At 37.1% G+C, this 23,166-nt stretch carries 24 protein-coding genes and 1 tRNA gene; 4 read left to right on the top strand and 21 right to left on the bottom strand.

Features of this window, described 5'->3' with window-relative positions; translation table 11 throughout:
• Positions 1–16 precede the first annotated feature (16 nt).
• The 18 genes from TS1_RS10030 to rpoN all read right to left on the bottom strand — a co-directional run bounded on the left by TS1_RS10030 (position 17) and on the right by rpoN (position 18,237).
• A complete protein-coding gene (locus TS1_RS10030) occupies positions 17–439 on the bottom strand; it encodes a F0F1 ATP synthase subunit epsilon (RefSeq protein ID WP_068710352.1) in 423 nt (140 codons plus the stop codon).
• 13 nt (positions 440–452) lie between these two features.
• The gene (gene atpD, locus TS1_RS10035) at positions 453–1,859 is read right to left on the bottom strand and encodes a F0F1 ATP synthase subunit beta (RefSeq protein WP_068710354.1); all 1,407 of its coding nucleotides are present in this window, start codon (positions 1,857–1,859) and stop codon (positions 453–455) included.
• A gap of 26 nt (positions 1,860–1,885) precedes the next feature.
• A complete protein-coding gene (locus TS1_RS10040) occupies positions 1,886–2,782 on the bottom strand; it encodes a F0F1 ATP synthase subunit gamma (RefSeq protein ID WP_068710356.1) in 897 nt (298 codons plus the stop codon).
• Between the two features lie 22 nt (positions 2,783–2,804).
• On the bottom strand, positions 2,805–4,349 hold the full coding sequence (atpA, locus tag TS1_RS10045) for a F0F1 ATP synthase subunit alpha (protein WP_068710358.1): 1,545 nt from the start codon (positions 4,347–4,349) through the stop codon (positions 2,805–2,807).
• An 18-nt stretch (positions 4,350–4,367) separates the two neighbouring features.
• Complete coding sequence (gene atpH / locus TS1_RS10050) at positions 4,368–4,910, bottom strand: ATP synthase F1 subunit delta (RefSeq protein WP_068710360.1); 543 nt, start codon at positions 4,908–4,910, stop codon at positions 4,368–4,370.
• Complete coding sequence (gene atpF, locus TS1_RS10055) at positions 4,897–5,427, bottom strand: F0F1 ATP synthase subunit B (protein WP_068710362.1); 531 nt, start codon at positions 5,425–5,427, stop codon at positions 4,897–4,899. The genes atpH and atpF overlap by 14 nt, the downstream gene beginning before the upstream one ends.
• Before the next feature lie 97 nt (positions 5,428–5,524).
• Complete coding sequence (atpE, locus tag TS1_RS10060; protein ID WP_068710364.1) at positions 5,525–5,737, bottom strand: ATP synthase F0 subunit C; 213 nt, start codon at positions 5,735–5,737, stop codon at positions 5,525–5,527.
• 27 nt (positions 5,738–5,764) lie between these two features.
• Complete coding sequence (gene atpB, locus TS1_RS10065; protein ID WP_068710366.1) at positions 5,765–6,481, bottom strand: F0F1 ATP synthase subunit A; 717 nt, start codon at positions 6,479–6,481, stop codon at positions 5,765–5,767.
• A 276-nt stretch (positions 6,482–6,757) separates the two neighbouring features.
• Positions 6,758–7,216: an SsrA-binding protein SmpB gene (smpB, locus tag TS1_RS10070; protein WP_068710367.1), complete on the bottom strand. Its 459-nt coding sequence runs from the start codon at positions 7,214–7,216 to the stop codon at positions 6,758–6,760.
• A gap of 23 nt (positions 7,217–7,239) precedes the next feature.
• Entirely contained in the window at positions 7,240–9,567 is a 2,328-nt protein-coding gene (gene rnr / locus TS1_RS10075; protein WP_068710369.1) for a ribonuclease R, read from the bottom strand.
• A gap of 2 nt (positions 9,568–9,569) precedes the next feature.
• Positions 9,570–10,319, bottom strand: coding sequence for an alpha/beta hydrolase (locus TS1_RS10080; RefSeq protein WP_174519340.1), 750 nt, complete (start codon positions 10,317–10,319; stop codon positions 9,570–9,572).
• An 85-nt stretch (positions 10,320–10,404) separates the two neighbouring features.
• Positions 10,405–10,641, bottom strand: a complete 237-nt coding sequence (gene secG, locus TS1_RS10085) for a preprotein translocase subunit SecG (protein WP_068710397.1) — start codon at positions 10,639–10,641, stop codon at positions 10,405–10,407.
• A gap of 478 nt (positions 10,642–11,119) precedes the next feature.
• Positions 11,120–12,421, bottom strand: coding sequence for a phosphopyruvate hydratase (gene eno, locus TS1_RS10090; RefSeq protein WP_068710373.1), 1,302 nt, complete (start codon positions 12,419–12,421; stop codon positions 11,120–11,122).
• A gap of 95 nt (positions 12,422–12,516) precedes the next feature.
• Positions 12,517–13,272 carry a triose-phosphate isomerase gene (gene tpiA / locus TS1_RS10095; RefSeq protein WP_068710375.1) on the bottom strand — a complete coding sequence of 252 codons (756 nt, stop codon included), beginning with the start codon at positions 13,270–13,272 and terminating at the stop codon, positions 12,517–12,519.
• 63 nt (positions 13,273–13,335) lie between these two features.
• Positions 13,336–14,526 (bottom strand): phosphoglycerate kinase, encoded by a 1,191-nt coding sequence (locus TS1_RS10100; RefSeq protein WP_068710377.1) that lies wholly within the window; start codon positions 14,524–14,526, stop codon positions 13,336–13,338.
• A 119-nt stretch (positions 14,527–14,645) separates the two neighbouring features.
• On the bottom strand, positions 14,646–15,647 hold the full coding sequence (gene gap, locus TS1_RS10105) for a type I glyceraldehyde-3-phosphate dehydrogenase (RefSeq protein WP_068710379.1): 1,002 nt from the start codon (positions 15,645–15,647) through the stop codon (positions 14,646–14,648).
• 38 nt (positions 15,648–15,685) lie between these two features.
• The gene (locus TS1_RS10110) at positions 15,686–16,723 is read right to left on the bottom strand and encodes a sugar-binding transcriptional regulator (RefSeq protein ID WP_068710381.1); all 1,038 of its coding nucleotides are present in this window, start codon (positions 16,721–16,723) and stop codon (positions 15,686–15,688) included.
• Positions 16,724–16,920: 197 nt separating this feature from the next.
• Positions 16,921–18,237 carry an RNA polymerase factor sigma-54 gene (gene rpoN / locus TS1_RS10115; protein ID WP_068710383.1) on the bottom strand — a complete coding sequence of 439 codons (1,317 nt, stop codon included), beginning with the start codon at positions 18,235–18,237 and terminating at the stop codon, positions 16,921–16,923.
• A 74-nt stretch (positions 18,238–18,311) separates the two neighbouring features.
• Here rpoN and TS1_RS10120 point away from each other — a divergent pair.
• Positions 18,312–18,383 (top strand) — tRNA-Arg (locus TS1_RS10120).
• Between the two features lie 193 nt (positions 18,384–18,576).
• On the opposite strand, the gene rpoE is transcribed toward TS1_RS10120, so the two are convergent.
• Both rpoE and TS1_RS10130 read right to left on the bottom strand, forming a co-directional pair.
• Positions 18,577–19,173 carry a DNA-directed RNA polymerase subunit delta gene (rpoE, locus tag TS1_RS10125; protein WP_068710385.1) on the bottom strand — a complete coding sequence of 199 codons (597 nt, stop codon included), beginning with the start codon at positions 19,171–19,173 and terminating at the stop codon, positions 18,577–18,579.
• Positions 19,174–19,258: 85 nt separating this feature from the next.
• Entirely contained in the window at positions 19,259–19,696 is a 438-nt protein-coding gene (locus TS1_RS10130; protein ID WP_068710387.1) for a DUF1934 domain-containing protein, read from the bottom strand.
• Positions 19,697–19,978: 282 nt separating this feature from the next.
• On the opposite strand from TS1_RS10130, the gene TS1_RS10135 reads away from it, so the two are divergent.
• Both TS1_RS10135 and TS1_RS10140 read left to right on the top strand, forming a co-directional pair.
• Positions 19,979–20,794 (top strand): lipoate--protein ligase family protein, encoded by an 816-nt coding sequence (locus TS1_RS10135; RefSeq protein ID WP_068710389.1) that lies wholly within the window; start codon positions 19,979–19,981, stop codon positions 20,792–20,794.
• Positions 20,778–22,136 carry an HD domain-containing protein gene (locus tag TS1_RS10140; protein ID WP_068710391.1) on the top strand — a complete coding sequence of 453 codons (1,359 nt, stop codon included), beginning with the start codon at positions 20,778–20,780 and terminating at the stop codon, positions 22,134–22,136. The genes TS1_RS10135 and TS1_RS10140 overlap by 17 nt, the downstream gene beginning before the upstream one ends.
• A 42-nt stretch (positions 22,137–22,178) precedes the next feature.
• Here TS1_RS10140 and TS1_RS10145 read toward each other — a convergent pair whose 3' ends face one another.
• Positions 22,179–22,625: an NUDIX hydrolase gene (locus tag TS1_RS10145; RefSeq protein WP_068710393.1), complete on the bottom strand. Its 447-nt coding sequence runs from the start codon at positions 22,623–22,625 to the stop codon at positions 22,179–22,181.
• A 136-nt stretch (positions 22,626–22,761) separates the two neighbouring features.
• Here TS1_RS10145 and gloA point away from each other — a divergent pair, with 136 nt between their 5' ends.
• Positions 22,762–23,136, top strand: coding sequence for a lactoylglutathione lyase (gene gloA / locus TS1_RS10150; protein WP_068710395.1), 375 nt, complete (start codon positions 22,762–22,764; stop codon positions 23,134–23,136).
• Positions 23,137–23,166 lie beyond the last annotated feature (30 nt).

Here is a 23,166-nt window from a genome sequence, read left to right on the forward strand (position 1 = left end):
ACCTGACTGCTCTTTTTTATCTGTGTTTTGAAACATTGATTCGGTTAAGAGCACGGTGCAGTGCCACTTCCGCCCGTCGCAGTTCGTCAACGTCAGATTTTTCTTTTGCTTTTTCAATGGTTTCTTCCGCTCTTTGTTTGGCTCTTTGGGCACGTGTTATATCAATGTCACGTGCTCTTTCTGCACTATCGGCAATGATGGTAACAATATTATCGCGAACTTCAATGACGCCGCCGTTGATGGCTACCCAATCGACATGTTCGTCTGAATCGGTTCGCTTAATGCGTATTTCATCAATGTCTAAAGGTGCGATAATCGGTGCGTGATTGGCTAAAATCCCTAACTCCCCGTTGTTCGTTTTAGCAACCACAATAACTGCATGGTGATCATAAACCAAACCATTAGGCGTTACCACATTGACCGTTAAATATTGCTCCATAAGGCACCTCTTTCTAGTTACCTAATTTTTTCGCTTTTTCAACGGCTTCTTCAATTCTACCCACACTTCTGAAAGCTTCTTCAGGTAAGTCATCATGATCGCCATTCAAAATTTCTTTGAATCCTTTTACCGTTTCTTTTACGGGAACATAAGAACCCGGTTGTCCGGTAAATTGTTCAGCTACATTGAAGTTTTGTGACAAGAAATTTTGAATTTTACGTGCACGAGAAACTAATGTTTTTTCATCATCAGACAATTCGTCCATCCCTAAAATAGCAATAATATCTTGCAATTCATGGTAGCGTTGCATTGTACGTTGTACTTGTGTGGCTACATCATAATGTTCTTGTCCTACAATTTCAGGAGCTAAGGCGCTTGAAGTAGAAGCTAAAGGATCCACCGCTGGATAAATCCCTTGTTCAGTCAATTTACGATCTAAGTTTGTCGTAGCATCTAAGTGGGCAAAAGCGGTTGCTGGTGCAGGGTCACTGTAGTCATCTGCTGGCACATAAATAGCTTGGATAGAGGTAATTGATCCTTTATCTGTCGATGTGATTCGTTCTTGCAACTGTCCCATTTCCGTTGCTAGAGTTGGTTGGTAACCAACGGCAGACGGCATCCGTCCTAATAAAGCAGATACTTCTGTTCCTGCTTGAGTAAAGCGGAAAATATTATCTATAAATAATAATACGTCTTGACCTTGTACATCACGGAAGTACTCAGCAAGTGTCAAACCAGTTAACGCTACACGCATACGTGCACCAGGGGGTTCGTTCATTTGTCCAAATACCATAGCCGTTTTTTCAATAACGCCTGAATCCTGCATTTCATAATATAGGTCATTTCCTTCACGAGTACGCTCTCCGACACCCGTAAAAACAGAAATTCCCCCATGTTCTTGGGCAACGTTATGAATTAATTCTTGAATTAATACCGTTTTACCCACGCCAGCACCGCCAAATAATCCAACTTTACCACCTCGTAAATAAGGAGCTAGCAAATCGATTACTTTAATCCCGGTTTCCAATATTTCAGAACTGGTACTTAATTCATCAAAAGCGGGTGCTTTTTTATGAATACCACTTTTTTTGGCATCTTCAGGAAACGGTGCCTGTTTATCAATCGTTTCTCCTAAGACATTAAAAACACGTCCTAAGGTTTCATTTCCTACTGGAACAGAAATAGGTGCTTGTGTGTCCACAACTTCCATTCCCCGTTGCAAGCCATCAGTCGATCCCATAGAGATTGCACGAATCATGCCATCTCCAAGTTCCAAGGTGGCTTCTAAGACAACGCGTGTCTTGTCCTCGTCCTTTTTATATACTACTAATGCATTATTAATATCTGGTAAAGTATCATCTAACGAGAACTCTACGTCAACTACCGGGCCAATGACTTGAACAATCTTGCCTGAACTCATTTTTCTTCCTCCATTCGTTCATGAAATTATTCTAAGGCAGCTGCACCGCCAACAATTTCTGTAATTTCTTGGGTAATAGCCCCTTGACGAGCACGATTGTATGAAGTCGTCAAATCGTTAATAATATTGTTCGCATTGTCTGAAGCTGTCTGCATTGCTGTCATTCCTGCCGCATGTTCTGCTGTTTTCGCGTCAACAATCGCACCATAAATTAAGCTTTCAGCATATTGCGGCAATAATTGCTCTAATATTTGTTCTTCTGAGGGCTCGAATATATATTCTTGTTTATATTCTGTAGCTTCTGAGGGATCTAAATCCGAAATAGGCAACATTTTTTCTGCTCGAAATTGACTTGTTAAAGAATTTACATGATGATTATAACAAACATATAATTCATCAAAAACTTCATTTTGGTACATTGAAGTCGTTAAATTAACGATCTTTCTCACTTCTTCAAAGCTTGGTTGATCTGATAAATTGCGTAATTCATAAGCAATATCAATCCCCCTTGATTTGAAAAAATCTGCACCCGTTCCGCCGATAGTAATCATTACATACTCATCTGAAGAATCATGGTCTTCTTGTAACATCGTCATCATTTGTTTCAAGATAGAACTATTATAGTTTCCTACTAGCCCTCCGTCAGCGGTAATAACAATATAAGCTGTTCTTTTCACCGGCCGACTGATAAGCATCGGATTTAATTGACTTAATTCAGCAGCAGAATTCACGTCCGCCAATTGTCCTGCAACAATATGCGTGACCAATTCACGAACTTTATTCGCATAAATTTGAAATTGGCTAGAGTGCGCTTCTGATTTTGTCAACTTAGAAGCTGAGACCATCTGCATCGCCTTTGTTATCTGCCCTGTCTTTTTTGTAGAAGCAATTCTATCTCTTATTTCATTTAAAGATTCAGCCATAGATCTTCACCTCTTTTGCTTATTACAATGATTGTACACTATCTCTTAAAGAACCATTTTGTATTTCATCCAAAAATGTTTGTCTAAATTCTTTGATAGGACTCTCCATTTTTTCTTTGTCAGGAAGATCTTCCGTCTGGTTGATTTCATTGAGAACTTCTGGATGATTAGCGTCAAAGTAATCAAATAATTCATGTTCAAATCTCAAAAGCTGATCTACAGGTATTTCATCAAGTAAACCTTGAGTCAATGCATATAATATCAATACTTGTTTTGCCATTGGCAAGGGTTCATGTAATCCTTGTTTTAGGATTTCAACCGTACGACGACCCCGATTTAATTTTGCTTGAGTTGCTTGGTCTAAGTCAGAACCAAATTGAGTAAATGCTTCTAATTCGCGATAACTTGCTAAGTCCACACGCAAAGTCCCAGAAACTTTTTTCATTGCTTTTGTTTGTGCAGAACCCCCTACACGTGAAACCGAAAGACCGGCATCAATGGATGGACGAACACCAGAATAGAATAAATCACTTTCCAAGAAGATCTGTCCATCAGTAATAGAAATGACATTTGTTGGAATATAAGCTGAAATATCTCCCGCCTGTGTTTCAACAAATGGTAAGGCTGTTAAAGAACCGCCTCCTAAGTCATCACTTAATTTAGCAGCACGTTCTAATAAGCGTGAATGCAAGTAAAAGACATCGCCTGGGTAAGCTTCACGACCAGGTGGACGACGTAGTAGTAAGGAAAGTTCGCGGTAAGCAGCGGCCTGTTTTGACAAGTCATCAAAGACTACAAGCACATCTTTTCCATTATACATAAACTCCTCACCTATGGCTATTCCAGCATAAGGTGCAAGATATAATAACGGTGCTGGTTGCGAAGCCCCTGCTGCCATAACAACTGTATAGTCCAAGGCTCCATATTGTCTTAACGTTTCTGTTTGTGCGCGAACCGTTGAGTCCTTTTGTCCAATTGCAACATAAATACAAATCACATCTTGGTCCTTTTGATTAAGAATTGTATCAATCGCAATCGTTGTTTTCCCGGTTTTTCTGTCCCCAATTACTAATTCACGTTGTCCTCGACCAATTGGAACTAACGCATCAACGGCTTTTAAGCCAGTTTGTAAGGGCTGTGAAACGGATTGACGATCCATTACACCTGGTGCAGGACCTTCAACGGGCCTTGTTTTATCCGTTTTAATTTCCCCTTGTCCATCGATGGCTTGACCCAATGGATTAACCACACGTCCAATCATCGCATCTCCAACAGGAATTTCCATAATACGTCCCGTCCGTTTTACTTTATCGCCTTCGCGAATATCGTCGAAATCTCCCAAAATAATAATCCCGACATCATTAGATTCTAAATTTTGCGCCATTCCGTAAGAGCCATTGGCAAATTCAAGTAGCTCTCCGCTCATCGCATTTTCTAAACCATGTGCTCGAGCAATCCCATCACCAATATAAGTCACTGTACCTGTTTCTTCTACAGTTAACTTGTCCTGATAATTTTCGATTTGTTCTTTAAGTAAAGCACTGATTTCTTCTGCTTTAATGGCCATTTGCTTCACCTCTATTTTTTATTTGCTCAATTGTTTTCGCAAATTTTCAATCTGAGTCTTAATACTGCCATCAATGACTCGACCATTTGTTTCAACAAGAACTCCTCCTACAATGGAAGGATCGACAATTTCTTGCAAATTTGCAGTTTTATAGTCAAACATTTGAGCAATCTTCGCTGCTAATTTGTTTTTTTGTTCTTCTTTTAAAGAAACAGCTGTAGTGACTGTTCCTAAAAGCAGACCTTGATCATCGTCATATCTTTTTTCATACTCATCAATAATCAGCATTAAATCATACATACGTCCATATCGAAAAATAACTTCTAAAGCATTATAAACAATCCCATCAAAATTGCTTACTAACTTGTCCATAATATCTCTTTTTTCGTGTAAATCTAAACGACTATCACTCAATATATTTCCTAAGTCAGGAACAGATTGAAAAACTTCACGTAACGCTAGCAGCTTTTTATAAACATCTTCGGTTTGACCCTTTTCTACCGCCAACTCATATAAGGCTTTACCGTAACGTTTAGCTACCGTGTCTTTATCTAGTTTCATCTTCTGAACCTATGCTTTCAATATATTGATTAATTAGTGCTTCATGCGCTTCTTTTGAAAGTTCTTGTTGGATAATCTTTTCTGCAATTTGAACAGAAAGATCTCCCACATCGCCCTTTATAGAAGCCCAAGCTGTCTGGCGTTCATTTGAGATATCTTCTTGAGCGTGTTCTTTCATTTGTGTTACTTCTTCTTGCGCATCATTGATTATTTGTTGGCGGATTGATTCTCCAGAGCTTTTAGCATTTTTGACAATATCAGAAGCTTCAGATCTAGAAGCTGACAATTCTTCTTGTCGACTTTTTTCTAATTCTTGAGCCTTAGTGCGTGATTGTTCTGCTGAATCTAAATCATTGGCGATCTTTTTTTCACGTTTATTCATCATGTCAGCAATTGCATTCCACGCAAATTTTTTCAAAAGCGCCAATAATATAACAAATGAGCCGGTAACCACAACAATACTTGAAATCGTGGTATTTTGCACATCTGCCACTGACAAAACCAATTGATTTAGCATAGCTGATAACTCCTTTATAACATATTTTGTAATTAAAGGCCTTTATGACAAAAAAAGCAGAAGGACGTAAGAGACGATCACCTCCGCTTTTTTACTATTATCCTAAGACCATAAGTAAGGCAATAACGATCCCTAAAATTGGCACAGCTTCAATAAATGCTACCCCTAAAATCATGGTAGAACGTAATTGTCCAGCCATTTCAGGTTGACGAGCCATCGATTCCAATGCTTTTGAAACAACCTTTGAGTTCCCATAGCCAGCACCAATAGCCGCTCCGATAATTGCTAATCCTGCTCCAATAAATGACATAATATTTTCCTCCTAATGTATTGTTACTTATTCTTCTTCAATCTTATTATCTAAGAAAACCATAGCTAAAACGACAAAAACGTAAGCTTGAATTGCTCCGATAAATAAAGAAAAACCAATCCAAATCGTCTCAAGTGGCAGTGCTAACGGTAGCGATAACCAGCCAAGACTATTCACCATGGAAACAAGTAAACCTAAAAGTACTTCGCCTGCAAAAATATTTCCATATAAACGCAAACCTAAAGTAATTACGTTGGTGAACTCTTCTAGTAGTTTTATCGGTAAAACAAAACCTACTGGACGTAAATAGCTATTGACTAAATATTCTTTTGTTCCCATTTTCTTTACTCCAAAGAAATGAGTTAACAAAATGACCATAAACGCTAATCCCAAGGTCACAACAGGGTCTGCTGTTGGGCTTTTCCATAAGGTTAAATCATCATGGATGACGATTTTTGTTACAAGACCAATTTCATTTGCCACAAAAATAAACAAGAATAAAGAAAAAGCATAGAAATCGTAATTAGATACTTCTTTTTTAGGTAATTGCGAAGAAACAACTCCACGCACAAAATCGATAACCCATTCAATAAAATTTTGTTTACCTTGCGGTTTCATTTGCAAATTTCTTGTACAAATAAAAACGACAGCAAAAATAATCACACATGTAAGTAAAGTCATTAAAATAATCGTACCGTCAAACCAAACAGGCCCAATATGAAACAAGAGTGAACGTTCATCCAAAAGCTCTCACCTTCTTTCCCATAGAATCTCAAAACCACGGGTAAAAACAAACGACCCTGATTTATTCAACATTCGGTATCATACCACCATAAAAGGAAAATTTCAAAACATTTTCATTAAAATCCCGGAAAATAAGTCATTGAAAAAACAAATTGAAAACTTGAAATGCCAAAGATTTATTAATGATAAAAAGCATTACTCTTTTACAGTTTGCAAAGATCTCTCACATCCAAATACTATCAAATTTTTGTTTTAATTCAAGCCAAAGTCCATCGCTTAATAATCTTTCAGTGCTCGTTGAATTTCCCGTTCTTGGTCTCTTCGTTTTAAGGTTTCTCGTTTGTCGTATTCTTTCTTCCCTTTTGCTAGTCCAACCAATACTTTAGCATAGCCATTTTTAATATAAACTTTTAAAGGAATAACTGTAATTCCTTTATTTTTAGATTCTTCATATAGCTTAGCGATTTGCTTTTTGTGCATAAGTAATTTACGGCTTCTTAACGGATCATGATTAAATAAGTTTCCCTGATCATAAGGACTGATATGCACATTAAATAAAAAAGCTTCTCCATTATGAAAGCGAACAAATCCATCTTTTAAGTTAATTCTACCATTTCGAATGGATTTTATTTCTGTTCCTTTTAAAGAAAGTCCTGCTTCTACAGTTTCAAGAATCGTATAATCATGTCTTGCTTTTCTATTTTGCGCAACTAACTTTCCATTACCTTTGGGCATAAATCCGTCCTCCTAACATTTGTCTACTTTTTCTTCTTCGTACGCTTTGGAGCAGTTTTATAAAAGGGTTTCTTTCCTTTATTTTTCCCCTTTTTTTCTTTTTTATTTTTTTTGGGTGCTGGGGTGTTTCTTTGTTTTTTTCTGCGTTGTTTACGATTTTGCTGCTTTTTTGGCGTATCTAACTCAGCTTTTTGAGCATCTACTAACTCAAAATCTACTTCTCTTGTATCAGGATCTGCTTTTGTAACGCGTACTTTTACTTGTTGGCCGATTTTAAATGTTTGGTTTGTATGCTCTCCCACTAACGCAAGCTGACTTTCAATAAATTGGAAATAGTCATTTTGTAGCTCGCTTACATGAATTAGTCCTTCAATTGTATTGGGTAGCTCAACAAAAAAGCCAAACTTAACTACGGAACTAATCACACCTTCAAATTCTTCATCAATATGGTCTTGCATATATTCTGCTTTTTTCATGGAATCCACATCCCGTTCGCAATCGACAGCACGTCTTTCCATGTCAGAACTATGTTGAGCAATGTCAGGAATCTTTTTAACCCATTTTGCTTGTTCTTTTTTTGATTTATCTTTGTCATAAGAACGAATCAGACGATGAACCAGTAAATCTGGATATCGACGAATAGGCGAAGTAAAGTGCGTATAATATTCCGCTGCTAGTCCGTAATGCCCAACATTTTCTTCTGAGTAGCGAGCTTGCTGCATGCTTCTTAACAGCATAGTGTTAATCACCATACTTTCTGGCTTTCCGGCTGCATTCTCCACTACTTCTTGTAAGTCTTTAGGATGAATGGTCCCTTTTTTATTTTTTACTAAAATGCCTAAGGTCGCCGCAAAGTCAAAAAATTGTTGTAATTTTTCCTCTTTAGGTTCTTCGTGAATCCGATAAATAAAAGGCAAGTTTAATTGGTGATAGTGCTTGGCAATTGTTTCATTTGCACACAACATAAACGACTCAATCATACGTTCACCAATGCCTCTTTGCTTTAAAACAATATCTAAAGGATGTCCGCTTTCATCAACAACAACTTGGGCTTCATTATCTTCAAACGTTAGGGCTCCACGTCTGTTACGCATTGCTTCTAAACATTCGTGCAATTCCTTCATTGCCTGAAACATAGGGACTAAGTCCGCATACTGAGCCGTTGTCTCTGGGTTTTCATCTTCTAAAATTTCATTAACCGCTGTATAAGACATTCTTTCATTAGTCTGAATGATGCTTGGAAAAATATCATAAGAAACAACATTCCCCTGTGGATCTATCTCCATTTCACAGCTCATAGCCAGCCGCGGTACTTTAGGATTTAATGAACAAATCCCATTAGACAAGCGCTGAGGCAGCATAGGTACTACACGATCTGTTAAATAAACACTTGTTCCTCGGTCCAAAGCTTCTTTATCTAAAGGACTATTTTCTGTAACATAGTAAGAAACATCTGCAATATGCACGGCTAAAAAGAAATGGCCATTTCCCAATTTTTTTACAGAGACAGCATCATCTAAATCTTTAGCTTCTTCGCTATCAATCGTTACAATTGTCTGATCTTGACGATTTTTACGATCAGGATAGTCTTTAGGACGAATCGAATCAGGAACCTGATTCGATTGTTCTAATGCTTCTTCTGAAAATTCTGTCGGCACGTGATGAGCTGCTAGTACGGATAAAATATCCATGCCAGGCTCGTCTTTGTGCCCAATAATATTTTTTACAATTCCTTCTAAACTATCCGCATAACCTTTTTCAGGATAGTGGGTAATCTCTACCATTACGATGTTACCATCCACTGGCCGAACACCTGTAGCTGAAATCAATACTTTAAAACCAGCCAGCTTTTTCTCTTTTGGTGTCACAACACCGTACAGATCTGTCTCGGCAATTTCCTCATCCGAAAACAAATGAAATTCCCCTACTACTTGTGAAACGTTTCGTTGGCGTATTTCTACAATACGTCCTTCAGCTCCCAATTCATCGGCAGGATCGGATGGTTTCGTGATATCAATTGCCACCAAATCACCATCCATTGCATACCCTGTATTTTCTTTTGCAATATAGACATCATCTTCTTCTGGATCAATGGTCACAAAACCAAAGCCACGCTCATTCGCACGAAACGTTCCTTCCACTAAAATTTGCTTAGTAGGAAGCTTTATTTTTCCCTTTTTGTTAAAGGTAACTAGTTGCTCTCTTTCCATCGTTGCCACGGTTTGTACTAAAGTTTTAAAATCGTCGCTTTTTTCTAAACCTAAACTTTCTGCAACTTCTTCCATGGAAAAACTTTTTTTAGAACTGTTTTCCATAAACTGTAAAACCTTTGTTTTTATTGTCTCTTTCATCTTCATTCCTCATTCCAGGATAAACTTTCCAGATAAGCTAATACGTCTTTTTCAAACTGTTTCCTCTCAGGTCCAACAGTCACTACATGTCCACTTTCTGGATACCATTGTAGAGTAAACTTTGTTTGTGCTAAAGCTCGCGCCGTTTTAAAAACAGTCGAAGGCTCAATCATCTGGTCTTTACCAGACTGTGCCAGAAAAACTGGCACATTGATTGTACTTACCCTTTTGCTGACATTTTCTGCAAAGTGCTCTATTTCATACAATTGTTTTTTTGATTCTACTTCAATACTTGCCATTTTTTTCTTTAATTTTTCTTTAGACACATCGGCATAACTTAACACCTTTTCGGCATACTGATAAAAATTTTCAGGCACATTGGTTTTAGTTTGAAATATAGGAGAACAAAAACTGCCGCCGCCAATAATTGCCGAGTCTTTTTGAGTTAAAGCACCCATTGACATGATACCACCCATCGATAAGCCAAATACAGCCAGCTGTTTATAGCCTTTATTTTTTAATCGGTCAATTGCAGCTTGTGTATCCTGAAACCAAGTATCAACTTCTTGGTCCAAAATATCTTGCGGATCCATCGTCGCATGGCCGCTAAATGTTGGCGCATAGACGGTGTAATTAGCTTTTTCTAGAAAGCGGCAAAGCATGTGAACATCATTAGGACTTCCTGAGTAGGCATGTAATAAAATGACTGCTCTTTTTCCATGTTCTTCTAAAAATGGTTTAGGTAAATTCATCTGCACTGTTTAACACCTCTTAGCTTCCATTTTATCATAAAAAAAGAGTTTGAGAACAATGCTCAAACTCTTTGTTAGCTATTTTCTATTGAGAAGATAATAACACTAAAACAAATAATAAAACCATCCAAATTGTACCTAGTACTGCGGTTGATCGTTTCATCACTGCTTCAAATCCTCTTGCTTTTTGCTTCCCAAAAAGATTATCGGCACCGCCAGTAAAAGCACTCGCTGCACTATTTTGTTTGCTTGGTTGCAACATGATTGTGATCACCAAAATGACAGAAAGTATTATCACTGCACTTAGTATAAAATTATACAAATCCATGTCCCTCGCCTTCGTCTAATATCGCCTAGTCTACTTTAGCATAATTTTTCATAGATGGCTAGTCTATTGCATAATCTATTGGTAAAACTTTTGCCCTATTTTTATTTAAAGGGCATTACTCAGCTAAACTTTTGTCTGTAATCAATAATACGGACATTATTAACGAATTCTTTTGTCCTATGAAGTAACAAAGCAAGAGAAATAGCGTTAATTTTAACAATACAAGACAAAGATTCGTGAAAATAATGTCCTATTCCCATTTATCGGACATTATTTAGCTAAACTTTTGTCTCATAATTAATTGTCAGACAAAAGTAGTGAAACTTTATGTTTGAAAAATGGGAATTAAAATCAAATGGACTACTCTTAGCTCCCTTGGGTCGCTAAATCGTAGTGATTCACAGCAAAGAAGGTCGCTTTGCTACGCTAAATTTAACGTAGAAAAGCGACCTTTTATTTACTAAATAAAAATTTATTTATTCTTCAAGTTATAGAAAGATTGTAAACCTTTGTATTGGGCAACTTCACCTAATTGGTCTTCAATACGTAGTAATTGATTGTATTTTGCAATACGGTCTGTACGTGACAATGAACCAGTCTTGATTTGACCAGCGTTTGTTGCTACAGCAATATCAGAGATTGTTGTATCTTCTGTTTCACCAGAACGGTGCGAAACAACAGCTGTATAACCAGCTTCTTTTGCCATTTCGATAGCATCAAATGTTTCTGTAAGTGTACCGATTTGGTTTACCTTAATAAGAATTGAGTTACCAACTTCTTTATCAATTCCTTTTTGAAGGATTTCAGTGTTAGTTACAAACAAGTCATCTCCGACCAATTGAACTTTATCACCTAGACGGTCAGTAAGTAATTTCCAACCTTCCCAATCATTTTCATCCATACCATCTTCGATTGTAAGAAGCGGATATTTATTGACTAATTCTTCAATATAATCTGCTTGTTCTGCAGCAGAACGTTTTGCGCCATTAGGACCTTCAAATTTTGTATAGTCGTAAACGCCGTCTTCATAAAATTCTGAAGCAGCCACGTCAAAACCAAGGTAAACATCTTTTCCTGGTGTTAACCCAGCTTTTTCAATCGCAGCAACAATGGTTTCAACTGCGTCTTCAGTTCCTGCAAAACGAGGAGCAAATCCACCTTCATCACCGACAGCCGTTTCTAAGCCGCGTTCACTTAACAAGCTTTTCAAAGCGTGGAAAGTTTCTGCGCCCCAACGTAAAGCTTCGCGGAAAGTTTTTGCGCCTACAGGCAGAATCATAAACTCTTGGAAAGCAATAGGTGCATCAGAGTGTGATCCTCCATTAACAATATTCATCATAGGAGTAGGTAACACTTTGCTATTGAAGCCGCCTAAATAATGATATAAAGGAATTTCCAAGTAGTCAGCAGCTGCACGTGCAACAGCAAGTGATACGCCAAGAATAGCGTTAGCTCCTAATTTGCCTTTGTTTGGGGTACCATCGATCGCAATCATGGCTTTATCAATAGCTGTTTGATCGCGAACATCAAAACCAATAACTGCATCAGCAAGAACGTTATTTACGTTATCAACTGCTTTTGTTACACCTTTTCCTCCATAACGGCTTTTATCGCCATCACGTAGTTCTACAGCTTCATGTTCACCAGTTGAAGCACCAGAAGGAACAATTCCTCTTCCGAATGCACCAGATTCTGTAAATACTTCAACCTCAACCGTTGGGTTTCCACGAGAGTCTAAGACTTCACGTGCATAAACATCAGTAATAATTGACATATAATTGTCTCTCCTTTGAATAGGTTTTAATCTAAGAGTTATCTCTTACGATTATATTAATAATACTACAATTTAAATAAGTTATAAACTCCGCTTTACTTTGCTGCTTTAACCAAATCTAAAAATGAATCAGCTTTTAAGCTAGCGCCGCCGACTAATGCGCCATCGACGTTTTCTTTGGCCATATATTCAGAAATATTTTCTGGTTTTACTGAACCACCATATTGAATACGTACTTTTTCAGCCGTATCATCGCCATATAAATCTGCAACTTTTCGACGAACGACACCACAAATTTCATCTGCGATTTTAGCATCAGCAGATTTGCCAGTACCAATAGCCCAAATAGGTTCGTACGCAATAACCATCTTAGCAACTTGTTCTTTAGATAAGCCTTCCAAGTCTTTATTAATTTGGCCTTCGATCCATTCGCTCGTTTTACCTGCTTCGTATGTTTCTAGAGTTTCACCGCAGCAAAGAATAGGAGTCATCCCATTATCAAAGATTGCTTTGGCTTTCTTGTTGATTTCTTCATCGGTTTCATGGAAATATTCGCGACGTTCAGAATGGCCGATAATCACATAATCAACGCCTAAATCCGCCAAAGCATATGGAGAAGTTTCTCCAGTAAATGCTCCTGAATTTTCAAAATAACAATTTTGTGCTGAAATTTGTAAATCAGTCCCCTTAGCTTCATCCACTAAAGTTTCTAAAAACAAAGCAGGAGCCCCTACAACAGAATCCACTTCGTTATTTGAAGGAATTTCGTTTTTTACGGCTTCAGCAAATTCTTTTGCTTCTTTTGCAGTCAAATTCATTTTCCAGTTTCCTGCAATGATTGGTTTGCGCATATTGAACTCTCCTTTATTTATCAACTGTCAGTAAGCTAAAATTTCTTTTTTAACTATTTTCGTTTATTTATCATTAATAGCTGCTAACCCAGGCAAGGTCCTACCTTCCAACAATTCAAGGCTTGCTCCGCCACCAGTTGAAATATGCGTAAATTTATCAGCAAAGCCAAGGCTTTCCGCAGCTGCAGCCGAGTCACCGCCACCAATGATTGTCGTAGCGTTTTTCAAATCAGCAATTGCTTGACAAACACCAATTGTCCCTTTTGCAAAGTTAGACATTTCAAACACGCCCATTGGTCCATTCCATACAACGGTTTGCGCATCTTTTAAAATATTACTGAATAATTCGACTGTTTTTGGTCCGATATCTAACCCCATTCGATCATCTGGGATATATCCTTCATAAATTTCAGTCGGTACATCGTTAGAAAATTCTTCTGCTGTTACAGAATCTACGGGTAAAACAAGTTTATCTCCAGCTTTTTCAATCAGTGACTTAGCTAATTCCACTTTATCTTCTTCGACTAATGAGTTCCCTATTTTTTTACCTTCTGCTTTATAGAAAGTATAAGTCATCCCGCCGCCGATTAAAATCTTGTCCGCTTTTTCAATTAAGTTTTCAATAACACCAATTTTATCAGAAACCTTTGCGCCACCTAAAATAGCGATCATCGGACGCTTAGGATCATCCACTGCTTCACCGATAAACTTAATTTCTTTTTCCATCAAAAAGCCAGCCACTGTTGGAATCCCTGTAGAAGCGATTCCTACATTTGAAGCGTGGGAGCGATGTGCAGTTCCAAAAGCATCATTTACAAATACGTCACCTAATGAAGCCCAGTATTTACCAAGTTCTGGATCGTTCTTGCTTTCTTTTTTGCCGTCGATATCTTCAAAACGAGTATTTTCAAAAACAACAATTTCTCCATCTTGCATTTCATCAATAGCATCTTCTAATTTTTTTCCGCGCGTTTCAGGAACAAATTTCACATCTTTGTCCAAAAGTTCGCCTAAACGTTTAGCAACCGGAGCTAAGGATTTTCCTTCTTTATCTTCTTCGGTTTTCACTCGGCCTAAATGAGAAAATAGAATTGCTTTGCCACCGTGTTGTACGACATACTTAATGGTAGGAAGAGCTGCTTTGATTCGAGTATCATCGCTAATAGCATCATCTTTTACCGGAACATTAAAATCTGCCCGTACTAACACCTTTTTCCCTTTTAAGTCAATATCTTCGACTGTTTTTTTAGCCATGGAATTGCCTCCTAAATAACATTTTCTTAAAAAAAGCGGAGAAGCGCGTCGCTTCCCCGCTTTTATTACTTAAATTCAAATGAATATTATTAGCAAGTGAATTTATTGATTCTACGGAATTATAAAGTTGTTGCAAAATATTCTAACGTACGAACCATGTTTGAAGTAAAGCCATATTCGTTATCATACCAAGCAACAGCCTTAACTAATTGTTCTCCATGTTCGCCTTCCATAACAGCTGTTTGAGTAGCGTCAAAGATAGAACCTGAAGCATAACCAATAACGTCAGAAGAAACAATTTCATCATCAGTATAAGCAAATGCGTCAGATGAAGCTTCTTTCATTGCAGCATTTACTTCGTCAACTGAAACTTTTTGGTTTAATACACCATATAAATTTGTAATTGAACCAGTAATTGTTGGTACGCGCAAAGCAGTACCGTCAACACGGCCATTAACTTCTGGAATAACTTTACCTACTGCTTTAGCAGCACCTGTTGTTGCAGGAATAATGTTAGCAGCGCCGGCACGATTTTTACGTCCACCTGGAGCATCTTGTAATCTTTGAGTAGAAGTATAAGAGTGAACAGTTGTCATTAAAGCACGGTCAATACCGAATTTATCATTCAATACTTTAACAACTGGTGCTAGACAGTTCGTTGTACATGAAGCAGCTGAAACAATTTCGTCTTTTGCAGTAATTGTTTCATGGTTTACGCCATAAACAACTAATTTAGTATCTTTTGATTTTGCTGGTGCTGAAATCAATACTTTTTTCGCACCGGCATCAATATGAGCATGAGCTTTTGCTGCGTCAGTAAATAATCCAGTACATTCTAATACCAAATCAACGCCATTTTCTTTCCAAGGCAATTGACTAGGATCTTTTTCTGCATATGCTTTAATTTCTTTTCCATCTACAACCAGCGCATCTTCTTTAACTTCTACACTATAAGGGAAGCGGCCTTGTGCTGTATCATATTTTAAAAGATAAGCCAAGTCTTCGTTATCTGTTAAATCATTGATTGCGACAACTTCTAATTCATCGCTTGCTTCTAAAATACGACGTAATGCTAAACGTCCAATACGTCCAAAACCATTAATAGCTACTTTTGTTGACATAATGTGATTTCCTCCTTATGAAAACCAAAAAATTTATTTTAAAGGGTTACCCCTTTTAAAATCTCGTTTGATGCAGCTTCATCAGTGATGAGCCACGTTTGTTTCGGGGCATTTTCCATATACGCCCGAATTGCTTTTGCTTTGCTTTTTCCACCAGCAACAGCAAATATATAAGGAATACCCCTTATATCTTTTAATTGTAGACCAACCCTAGGGATCTTGTAAACTACTTTGCCATCTTCATCGAAAAAATAGCCAAAAGACTCCGCTACTGCGTTTTTTCTTTTCAACATTAGAATTTCTTCTTCCGTCATTTTACGGCGAGCGGCCATATGTAAAGCACGCCCGATGCTGTGAATTACGCAATTTGCTTGGTTGATCAAATCTAGAACATCTACGATTGAAGGCTCTTTTAACAATGAATCATAAGTAACAGCACTTAATTGTTCTGGAACAAAAAGCGCTCGATAATCGCCGTTTGAGCGGGTAGCCATCTCAGCACTCACTGCATTTGCTTGTACATCCACTGCTTCACCAATCCCGCCTCTAGCAGGTACAAATAAATTTTGACGTTTATCGTTTTTTAAATTGGTTAACTGCTTTGCAGCGCGGGCCATCGTTGTCCCACCCATTACAGCAATGATATTTTTACCATCAGGTAAACAACTATGCAAGGCTTCATCAAGTAAACGACCAAACTCTTCTACGACCTTTTTTTGTTGATCGCAATCGCCGCTTACAATGATACAACGAGCAATACCAAAACTTTCAGCTAGCTGTCTTTCATTTTGTTGCATGCCAAAAAGCTGATCCATCGTATCGCCTAATTGTTCGTAGACTTCTTCGCCTTTTTCCGTCAAGCGCATTCCGCTTTTGGAAGTGGCAATCAAACCGAGTTTTTTTAGCAAGTCTGTTTCAGTTCGCAATACTCGTTCTGTTAAGACCAAACTTTCAGAAAGGTTTCTTCGACCAATTGGCTGCATCCAATAAATACTTTGTAAAATCCGATACCTTTCTTGTAATACATATAATATATCTGGAGCGATCGCTTCAATTAATTGTAATTCACTAAGCATGTAATCCCTCCGTGGGACATTTACTGACCAGTATAGACTTAAAACGACCCGAGTATTGTAAAAAAAATCAAAGCTCACTTTCAAAACTCAATTCTTTACACACATATACTATCATTTTCTCCATTATTTGGCAAATAAATGTCTTTCGAAATTCCTAAAACACGAAAAAAGCCATGTAAATAAACATAGCTTTTTTATCAATCATATCGTTTTCGTTTGGAAGAACCCGCAATATTTAAAGCATCGCGATATTTAGCAACGGTTCGACGAGAAATAGATACTCCTTTTTCTTTCATAAGTTCAGTTAGTTTCTGATCAGATAATGGTTTTGCTTTATCTTCTTGATCAACTAATTGTTGTAATAAATGCTTCGCATCATTAGAGGAACGCTCTCCTGTGTTGGAACTTATTTTTTTACTAAAAAAAGATTTTAGTTCAAATACACCAAAAGTGGTTTCGAGATACTTGCCGTTTACAGCTCGGCTTACTGTAGATTCATGGATAGATAATTCCTCAGAGATATCTTTTAACGTTAAAGGTTTTAAAGGACGCTTTTCATTTAAGAAAAATTCTTTTTGACGCTCCACAATCGCACTACCTACCCGATAGATTGTGTCACCACGCTGCTGTATCGTCTTTTTGAGCCATTCATAATCTTGCTGTTTGTCTTTTAAATACTTCATTACTTCGGGATCTTGGCTTTTTTTCATTCGTTCGAAGTAATTTTGCTGGAATTTAATTTCCGGCACACTTTTTCGATTGGAAAAAACTTTAATCTCTTGCTCTGCTATTTTTACTGTTAAGTCAGGGATAATAAACAACCCCTCAGTAGAACCGTAAACAGCTCCGGGCGTAGGCGTTAAATTTTGAATATAGTCAAATATCTCTTGCACATCATTAAGAGAAATATCAAATTTTTTGGCAATTTTTTCCCATTTGCGATCGACTAATTCATCAAACATCTCTTCTAGCACAACATAAGCTAAATGAGGTGCAGCACCATCTCGTTCAGTCTGTAACATCAAACATTCCTGTAAATTACGAGCCCCCACCCCCGCCGGATCTAATTGTTGAATCAATGTCAAAGCATCTAGCAGTTGAATTGCAGAACCTCCTGTTTTTTCAGCGGCCTCTTCTAAAGAAATTTGTAAAAAGCCGTTAAGATCGATGTATTCAACTAAATATAATACTAGCTGACGTAAATAGGTATCTCGATAATTCAGATGAATCTGATCCAGCAAGTGTTCAAATAAAGAAGTAGAATTATCTGGAATTTGACTAAGATAATTCATCTCTTCACCAGAAGACTTGCGTGGTTTTGAATAATTTGTTGAATAGCTTGGCTGTATAACTTCTAGTAAAGGATTTTCTAATGCTTTATTGTCGATAAAATCGATCAAATCTTCTGTATTATATTGTAAAATTTGAATCGACTGTTGTAGTTTTTGTGTCATTGCTAATTTCTGAGTTTGGGTTTGGGCTTGTTGCTGTGAGAACTGTTGTTCAAATTTCATTTTAATTACCCCTTGTTTTTTTTCTTAAAATTCGCTAAACTATGTAAGGTAGTTAACTAGCAGTTAACTCATTGGCACCCTTAGTGTAGTGGATATCACACAAGATTCCGGTTCTTGAGACAGGGGTTCGATTCCCTTAGGGTGCGTAAGCTTTATTACTCTTAGTATACTCTATCTGCGAAAAGATTACAAAAACAAGTTTGTTACCCTTTTCAATGAAAACGATGTTTAAAGCAAAGAAGTCCACACTTCTCTTTTATTCGGGATAAAAAAAGATGTTAAAGCATAAGGAATATTCCTATGCTTTAACATCTTTTTATTTTAAACCTTAAAAAGCGACTAGATTTGTTCTTCATCCTCGTCATCGTCTGCTTCTTCGTCATCATCCACCACGGTCAAGTCTTCTTCAATGTTACCAGGAAGTTCTTCTTCATCGTCATTGTCAGCACCGATTTCTTGTAAATCAGAATTATATTCAGCGATTTCTTCATCGTCGTCGTCATCATCGAAGAGATCGTCATCTTCGTCAGTCGCTATCAAATCAGTATCTTCAGGGTCGTCGTCATTGTAGTCAATGACATCTTCATCCCCATTGTTAAAAGCATTCACTGTTTTGCGCTTCCGTCGACGGGTCACTTCTTCATCGTCATCAAGACCATGAGTAATTTCTTCGTTGATGGAATCAATAGCATACCAAGACCTTAATCCCCAGCGGTTTTCGCCCAATGAAATAAAACTCCCGTCTGTGTTTAAGTCTGTGTAAAATTGTGCCAGAGAAGCACGAATTTGACTATCAGGGATTCCCAAATATTCCTGAATATCATTGACAATATCAGAAAAGTCCATTACTTCTCCCTTTTGCTCTAAAATCGCATGAGCTACTTCAATCATCGATAGATCACTTTTATCTACGTTTTCAAATACATTAATTTTCAAACAGGACACGTCCTTTCAAATCTAAAATCCATCATACAAAACTGTCACAAAAAAAGCAATTTTTTATGTAAAAAATTTACGAAAATTAAGCAGAAAATTCTAGCAATAAATGGTAACTGCCCACTCTTTGTTCTGCTACAAATAAATCATATTCAATTGTGACTTTTCCAGCCATCGGACGATCATTTAAAGTAAAATGCAAGTCTTTAGTATGAGTTGTTAAAAAAATGGTGCCATAAGGAGTTTGGTAACTTGTCTCGAATTTTTCTCCGTAAATAAATTTCAAACGTGTACGTATCTCCCCTGAACGTACAAGTTGGACTGCGCCATCTGGAAAAATTTTCATTGTAACGGGTACAGGGTCGCTTCCGTCTTCTTGTTCTTCTTTATATCGAATGTAAAGTGTATTTCCCATCCTGATCACTCGCCCTGTAATATCAAACAAGAACTCTTCTGTTTCGTTTTCCTGCTTCACTTCTGTTTTTAAATGAATCGATACAGGGATACCTCGTGTTGACTCCATGTTTTACTCTCCTTTACAACAAATCGAAACTAAGGCAAAATGTCAGTAGCAGTCTCTCAAGTAGAAACCAGCTAATGCCTTAGCCCCCTCTTTTTTTATTTCTCACATTTTTCATGTTTTGTCAATTAAATCATTTATCCCATGAAAAAGATCTCTTTCATCAGTAATAAATAGTCATTCAGACTTGATCTATACCCACTTATTAAACAAAAAGCACTCAAAACGTTTGCTGATCTTTGCTTGTGGTATATAATAAAGATATTATTAGAAAAGGATAGATAAATGAAGATAAAAATATTTGACCAAGAAGTTTTTACGAAGAATACAGCTATGATACCCTTTGCTTTAACCGATGTTTTAACTGACATTGCCGGAAAAAACAATACTAACTTATTACACTTTTGGCAGTTTGAACAGACCTTTATCTTAGGAATGAAGGACGCTCGAGTTGATAATTTAAAAAAGGGAATAGATACGATTAAGCGATACAATTACAATCCCGTCATACGTAATGCTGGCGGTTTAGGGGTCTTATCGGATAAAGGTGTATTAAATATCTCATGGATTTTTCCTAAAGAAGAAATTTCAATTGACCAAGGTTATGAAAAAATGGTTGCTCTTATACGTCAAGCTTTTCCCGAATTAACTATAAATGCTTATGAAATCAGTCATTCTTATTGTCCAGGAAAATTTGACTTAAGCGTAAACGGGAAGAAAATCGCAGGAATTGCCCAGCGTCGTGTAAAAGAAGGAATCGCTGTCATGATGTATCTCAGTGTTTTTGGCGACCAAAAAAAACGTGGAGAAATTGTTCGTCAATTCTACCGAGATAGTTTAGCAGAAAATTATGGTAAAAAAGGCTATCCAGATGTTTGGCCATCTTCGATGATAAATCTTTCCGATGCCTTGGACAAACAACTTACCATTCAGGAAGTAAAGAAACGATTCATGCAAGCTTTACAGATTGATAAAGCAAGACAAGATGCTCTAAATTGGATAAAAGAAAATGGACAAATGCCTCAGTTTGAGAAAAAAATAATCAATATGCAACAGCGAAATAAACAATTAGAGGAGCTTGATTATGTCTGTACCTTATAAATATCAAACATTGCCAATTGAAAAAGTTTTTCGCGACCCAGTACACAATTATATTCATATTAATCATCAGGTCATTCTTGATTTAATTAATTCAAAAGAAGTGCAACGTTTGCGTCGTATCAAACAGTTAGGGACTTCTTCTTTTACTTTTCATGGTGCTGAACATAGTCGCTTTTCCCACTCTTTGGGTGTTTATGAAATTACGCGAAGAATTTGTAATATATTTGAACAAAACTATTCAAATAAAAAGCTCAAAGAAGACGGTTGGGATGATTCTGAACGTCTAATCGCTTTGTGTGCTGCCCTTTTGCATGATGTAGGCCACGGTCCTTACTCACATACTTTTGAAAGGATTTTTCACACCAACCATGAAGAAATCTCGGTAGCAATTATCACTTCTCCTGAGACAGAAGTTTATCAAATACTTAATCGTGTAGAAGCAGACTTTCCGGAAAAAGTTGCCAGTGTTATAACAAAAACTTATCCTAACCCACAAGTAGTACAAATGATCTCTAGTCAAATTGACGCCGACCGAATGGATTATTTATTACGCGACGCTTATTACACAGGCACTAAATATGGTACTTTTGATTTAACTCGAATTTTACGGATGATCCGTCCTTGCAAGGATGGCGTTGTTTTTTCCATGGATGGAATGCATGCTGTGGAAGATTATATTGTATCAAGGTATCAAATGTATGTTCAGGTTTACTTTCACCCCAGTTCAAGAGGGATGGAAGTGGTATTAGAACATTTATTAAATCGGGCTCATGAACTTTTTTTCGAAGATTCTAACTTATTTTACAATACTGCCCAGCTATTAGTACCTTTTTTCAAAAAAAATTTTTCATTACAAGATTACTTGCGTTTAGACGATGGTGTGTTAACCACCGCCTTTAACCTTTGGACTGAAGCAAATGATTCTATTTTAAACGACCTTTCCCAACGTTTCTTAAATCGGAAACCCTTAAAATCTTGTCGTTTTGAACCCAAGACACAAGATAAACTGATTGCTACAATGAAAAAAATCACTGAAAAAGCCGGTTTTAATCCCGATTATTATACTGCGATTAACTCAAGTTATGATCTGCCTTATGATTTTTATCATCCAGAACTAGAAAAACATCGTACGCAAATCGAATTACAACAAAATGACGGCAGCTTAACAGAGTTATCAAAAGTGAGCCAACTCGTTGCTGCGTTAGCAGGACAAGAACAAGGTGACCATCGCTTTTACTTTCCTAAAGAAATGGTTGATCAAAACTTACAAAACGATTATGACCTGTTTGCAGAGACCTATCGTTTGTTTGCTTCACATATTCATAATGGTGCATTAATTTAGAAAATGAGCTCTGTCATAAATGATAGAGCTCATTTTTTAGGATTAAGAATTTTGTTTCATCCATTTTTGCAAGGCCCAACGATGACTTCCTCTTTTTAACAAAAGCATGGCGTCATCTGGTGTAACCCAATGAAGCTGATTGGTCTTTTCGGTGGGCTCAGCCACTTTTTCCCATTTATCTGCAACGTAAAAATAACCCGGATGTGCAAAATAGGTATCGCGATGACTAGAGTAAAAATATTCTTTGGCTTCTCCTAAGTAATCTCCAATCTTTACTTTAAAGCCGACTTCTTCTAACATCTCACGTGCAATCGTCTGTGCGTGAGTTTCATTTTTTTCAATCTCACCTCCGGGCAGAAAAAAAGCGCCGTTGGGTGCTTGTACTAAAATCACTTCTTTTTTCTCTTGACGATGAATGATGATATAAGCTCCATAACGAGCTCGATAATTTTTACCTTCTTCTTTTTTACCAAAAACAGCTTCTTTCATCTTAACCTCCGTGAGTGGTTTTCTTTGCATTTTACTTGATTTCACAAAAAGAAACAAGTTTTTATTCTCTATTATTTAAATAAAAAAATACAATATGTTATAATACGTTTATCTAAATGGAAAGGATGATAAAATAATGAAAATGGCACACACTTGTGTACGAGTGAAAGATCTAGAAGCTTCGATTGAATTTTATGAAAATGCTTTTGGCTTTGTGGAAAACAGTCGGAAGGATTTTCCAGAATCAGAATTCACTCTCGTTTACTTATCTTTGCCTGGCGATGATTACGAGTTAGAACTAACTTACAATTATGATCATGGTACTTATGAACTAGGTGATGGTTATGGTCATATTGCGATTTCTACTGACGATCTTGAAGCCTTACATGATAAACACGCTACTGATGGATTTGATGTGACAGACTTAAAGGGACTTCCCGGTACTCCGCCTTCCTATTACTTCATTAAAGACCCTGATGGTTACAAAATTGAAGTTATTAAAGAAAAATAGTTTTTCGTTAAGAAAGTTCGACAGCATATA

This window comes from Tetragenococcus solitarius NBRC 100494 (assembly GCF_001544195.1).
GTDB classification, from domain to species: Bacteria; Bacillota; Bacilli; order Lactobacillales; family Enterococcaceae; genus Tetragenococcus; species Tetragenococcus solitarius.